Here is a 4819-nt window from a genome sequence, read left to right on the forward strand (position 1 = left end):
AGCCTGCTGCGCGCGCAACCGCGCTTCCCGTTCGGCGGTAGCGGCGCGGCGCAGCGAATCCGCCCGTCCGCGAACCGCGTTGGCGCGCTCCTCGGCGGTGCGCACCGCCAGCCGGGCCTCGACTTCGGCGCTGCGAGCGGCCTCCAAACCGGTGCGGGCGGCGTCAATCCCCTGCCGGGCCCGGGCGTTGGGTTCGACGGTGATGTGCCGGGTCTGCTCGGCGTTGCGCAGCCGGGTCTCCAGCACACCGAGTTCGTCGAGCGTTTGCGCGCGCCCGGTCTCCAGCTCCTCACGCTGGCGCAACAGCCTGTGCCACTCCGCCTCCGCGGCGCGGGCGTCCTGCCCCAGCCGGCCCAGCTGCTCGTAGATCGCCGAGATCGCGGCGTCGGATTCGTTGAGCGCGGCCAGTGCCTGCTCGGCGGCGTCCTGGCGGGCCACCTGCTCGCTCAGCGCGCCCGACAGCGCCGCGGACAGTTGACCGACCTGGGCCTCGGCGACGGTCAGCTCGGCGCGAGCCTTGTCGATCTCGCCGGTGATCTCCAGCGTGGACGGTTTGCGGTCGGATCCGCCGCTCACCCAGCCCGCACCGACCAGATCGCCGTCAAGGGTGACCGCGCGCAGCCGCGGGCTCGCGGCCACCAGGTCTAACGCCGCCGCCAGGTCGGCGACCACCGCGACGCCGGAGAGCATTGCGGTCATCGCGCCGCGCAGCCGCGGCGGCGTTTCCACCAGGTCGAGAGCCCACCGGGCACCGTCGGGCAGCCCGCCGGCCGACGGCTGCTGCTCGGCGGGCCAGTCGCCGAGCACGATCGCAGCGCGGCCCCCGTCGGCCTGCTTGAGCGCGGTCACCGCGGAGCGGGCGGCGCCCAAGCTGTCGGCGGCGACCGCGTCGGCGGCCGCGCCCAGTACCGCGGCCAGCGCGGCCTCGTAACCGGAACGCACCTTGACCAGCTTTGCGACGGATCCGAAAATGCCAGCGCCGCTGCGATTCTCGGTCAGCCATGCGGCACCGTCCTTGCGTTCGAGCCCCACCGACAGTGCGTCGATGCGGGCCCTTAGCGACGCCACCTGGCGCTCGGCACCACGCTCGGCGGACTGCAGTTCGGCGACCCGCTCGTCGGCCAGCCGCAACGCCGTCACCATCCGGTCGTGGTGTTCGTCGAGGCCGACCTCGCCCTGATCGAGCTCGCCGACTCGCCCCTGCACGGTTTCGAACTCCGCCTGAGCCTGCTGGGCGCGGGCGGCGGCCTCCTCGATGCGCTCCGAGAGCTTGGACACCTGAGAGTCGGTCGACTCGACCCGCGCCCGCATGGTCTCCACCTGGCCGGCCAGCCGGGCCAGACCCTCGCGCCGGTCTGCCTCCGCACGCACCGCGGCCAGGTGCGCCTGCTCGGCCTCGGCGGCGCTGCGCTCACGGTCGGCCAGCTCGGCCCGGGCGGCCTCCAGCCGGGTACGCGCCGCGGTCAGCTCGGCCAGCAGCTGCTGCTCGGCGGCCTCGACCTGCCGGGCTTCGGCCTCCAGGGCGTCGGGATCGGGTCCGCTGGTCGTGGCGGGCTCGACGTCGAGATGCTGGGCCCGCTCGCTGGCGATGCGCACCGTGGCGCTCACCCGTTCGGCCAACGCCGACAACGCGAACCAGCTCTGCTGAACTGCCTCGGCACGCTCGGATAGCCGGGTCAGTGCGGCTTCCTGCGCGGCCAGCTCGTCGGAGGCCGCCGCCCGCCGGGCGGCGGCGTCGTCGTGGTCGCGACGCAACGCCGCCTCGGCTTCGGCGGTGCCGTCCATCTCGGACTGCCGGGTGACCACGTCGTCGGCGGCCAGCCGCAGCCGGGCGTCGCGCAGGTCGGCCTGGATGGTCTGCGCCCGGCGGGCCACCTCGGCCTGGCGGCCCAGCGGTTTGAGCTGGCGGCGCAGTTCGGTGGTCAGGTCGGTGAGCCGGGCCAGGTTCGCCGACATCGCCTCCAGCTTGCGGACCGCTTTTTCCTTGCGCTTGCGGTGTTTGAGCACGCCGGCCGCTTCCTCGATGAACGCCCGACGATCCTCCGGGCGCGACTCCAGGATCTCGTTCAGCTTGCCCTGCCCGACGATGACGTGCATCTCACGGCCGATGCCGGAGTCACTCAGCAGCTCCTGGACATCCATCAATCGACAACTACTGCCGTTGATTTCGTATTCGCTTGCGCCGTCGCGGAACATCCGACGGGTGATCGACACCTCGGAATACTCGATCGGCAGCGCGTTGTCGGAATTGTCGATGGTGACGGTGACTTCGGCGCGACCCAGCGGGGCCCGCGACGAGGTGCCGGCAAAGATGACGTCTTCCATCTTGCCGCCGCGCAGCGTCTTGGCGCCCTGTTCACCCATCACCCAGGCCAGGGCGTCGACCACATTGGATTTGCCCGACCCGTTGGGCCCGACTACGGCGGTGATGCCCGGCTCGAAGCGCAGAGTCGTCGGCGCAACGAAGGACTTGAAGCCCTTGAGCGTCACACTCTTGAGGTACACGACGTGCCAGACTACCGGCGGCCGCGCCGGTGATGATGCGGGACGCGCGACGTCGCCGCACTAGCGCGCGCTGAATCCGTGGATGTCCTCGGTCTGTTCTGACCAGTCGGCGTCGACGGCGTCGACGCGACCGGGCGTACCGCCGCTTTGTAGCAGGTCAAGCAGGCGTTGGCAGGTGCCGCGGGACCCCTGCGCGACGATCAGCACCCGTCCGTCCAGGCGGTTGGCGACGTACCCGGTCAGACCCAGTTCCAGCGCCCGGGAGCGGGTCCACCAGCGGAAGCCGACTCCCTGCACCCGCCCGCGGACCAAGGCGGTGAGCCTGACGTCAGGCTCTGCCATCGGCTATCTCGAAGGTCACCTTGGTACCGGATTTCAGCGTGCGCCCCACGGTGCAAACCTGATCGACGGCGCGGTTGACGACGATCAGAAGGCGCTGCGCCTCTTCCCCGGTCAGGCCCGACAAGTCGACTTCGAGCGTTTCCGCCAGCAGCGGATAGCGCTCCTGCTCGCGGTCGGCCTGTCCGGACACCCGGACGGTCGCCTGGTAGTCGTCGCCGAGGCGACGGGCCAGCGGCTGGTCGCCGGCCATTCCGCTGCACGCGGCGAGCGCGATCTTGAGCAGCTCGCCGGGCGTGAACACGCCGTCGACGTCCTCGGACCCGACCAGGACCCGCGCGCCCCGCGAGCTGTGCCCGGTGTAGCGGCGCACCCCGGTGCGTTCCACCCACAGTTGCGTCATGGTTTCTTTCTACCGGGCAGCAAATGGCCGGGTTGTGGACACCTGACTCGACAACCGTAGCCAAAGCCCGCACAGTCGTCGGAACAGCGACGGGAGGTTGCGGGCTTTGCCGGCGCAGACATGGGCGACGCTGGCCGTTGGACTTGTCGCGGCGCTTGGGGTCATCACCACGTGGCGACAAAAGAGCAACGCCGACCGTCGGACCGAGTGGTGGCGGCGCACTTTCTGGGCTTTCGAGCGAACTTTCAGCCCCGCCGACACTGAAGCAGGACTCGGTTGGAAAATGCTCGACACCCTATTGAGGTCTAAACTTGCTACACGAAGCGATTCCGACATTGTGCATGTCATCGCCGAACACGGGGCGCTGGTAAACGCGGGTCTCACCGAAGGAGAGGGACCATGACCGAGGAAGCACCGGACAGGAAAGTCAAGCCCGGCCCGGTTCGTAGTCTTTGGGTGGCCAAGCTCGCTGCTCAGGCGGCTGTTACCGCCAGCAAGAAGAGCGGCCGCCCTCTCGACCCGCGGGTAAAGAAGCTCGCCGAATTGCCTGACCAACCTGGCTGTTGACAACTTCACCGGCGCGACCGCCGCTTGCAGCGCGCGGCAGGCATACTGGCACTTCATGGCCACGGTCGTTGCATTCCACGCCCATCCGGACGATGAGGTAGTCCTGACCGGTGGCACGCTTGCGCGGGCGGTGGCCGCCGGGCATCGCGTGGTCGTCGTCGTGGCAACCGACGGCCGTATCAGCAACGAGGACGACGGTTCCAGGCTCGGCGAGTTACGTTCGAGCGCAGGCATTCTCGGAGTGCACCGGGTGGAATGCCTCGGCTACGCCGACAGCGGCTACGGCCCGGAGTTCTACCCCGATCCGCCCGGGCGAGTCAGATTCGGCCGAGCTGATCTTGATGAGGCGGCGCAGCGGCTCGCCACGATACTTCGCGCCGAAGGCGCGGAACTGCTGCTCAGCTACCAGCGCAACGGCGGCTACGGCCACCGTGATCACGTGTACGTACACCATGTCGGCAAGCGCGCCGCCGAACTGGCCGCGACCCCGCGAGTGCTCGAGGTGACGATGCCCCGCGAATGGCTGTGTCGGATCAGCGATCTCGCTCATCTGTTGCGACTGCCGGCACCGTACGAGCCGGCGGTCGTCCGCACCGCCTACGCTCCGCGGGCGACGATCACCCACCGGATTGGCGTGTTTCGTTTCGCACGGCAGAAGCGGGACGCGCTCGCAGCGCATCGCTCGCAGATCGGCAGCACCGGCCTGGCCGCGCGCATGTTCGCGGTGTTGCTTCGACTGCCGCCGCAAGCGTACGGTCTGCTGTTCGGCCGTGAGTGGTTCGTCGATCCGGCTTTGCCACCCGGAACGGTGCGCCGCGACATCTTCGACTGACAGGCTGCATCTTCTCTGCACGAGCGTGCGCAAAACCGAGATAACTCCCGGGGCATTGTCAAGTAGTCATTGCAACATATGGCCAGTTGTGGTGTGGGCTGGGCAAACCCCGGTTTGGATTGAGCGCCGTGCGCCTGGGCGGGCAGGGGCTGTGCGCCTGCCTGTGCCGCTGC

The 4819-nt window shown here is 69.4% G+C and carries 5 protein-coding genes; 2 read left to right on the forward strand and 3 right to left on the reverse strand.

What is annotated here, in order from left to right; genetic code table 11:
* The 3 genes from smc to ACRDTL_RS19350 all read right to left on the reverse strand — a co-directional run.
* A partial coding sequence (gene smc, locus ACRDTL_RS19340) for a chromosome segregation protein SMC (RefSeq protein WP_431508311.1) occupies nt 1-2505 on the reverse strand: 2505 nt, incomplete at its 3' end.
* A 60-nt stretch (nt 2506-2565) separates the two neighbouring features.
* A complete protein-coding gene (locus ACRDTL_RS19345) occupies nt 2566-2847 on the reverse strand; it encodes an acylphosphatase (RefSeq protein WP_431508312.1) in 282 nt (93 codons plus the stop codon).
* Complete coding sequence (locus ACRDTL_RS19350) at nt 2834-3247, reverse strand: OsmC family protein (protein WP_431508313.1); 414 nt, start codon at nt 3245-3247, stop codon at nt 2834-2836. The genes ACRDTL_RS19345 and ACRDTL_RS19350 overlap by 14 nt, the downstream gene beginning before the upstream one ends.
* Before the next feature lie 399 nt (nt 3248-3646).
* Here ACRDTL_RS19350 and ACRDTL_RS19355 point away from each other — a divergent pair, with 399 nt between their 5' ends.
* Nucleotides 3647-3814, forward strand: coding sequence for a hypothetical protein (locus ACRDTL_RS19355; RefSeq protein ID WP_431508314.1), 168 nt, complete (start codon nt 3647-3649; stop codon nt 3812-3814).
* 55 nt (nt 3815-3869) lie between these two features.
* Nucleotides 3870-4646, forward strand: coding sequence for a PIG-L deacetylase family protein (locus ACRDTL_RS19360; protein ID WP_431508315.1), 777 nt, complete (start codon nt 3870-3872; stop codon nt 4644-4646).
* Nucleotides 4647-4819: the final 173 nt, after the last annotated feature.

This window comes from Mycobacterium sp., from assembly GCF_050700595.1.
GTDB lineage: Bacteria > Actinomycetota > Actinomycetes > Mycobacteriales > Mycobacteriaceae > Mycobacterium.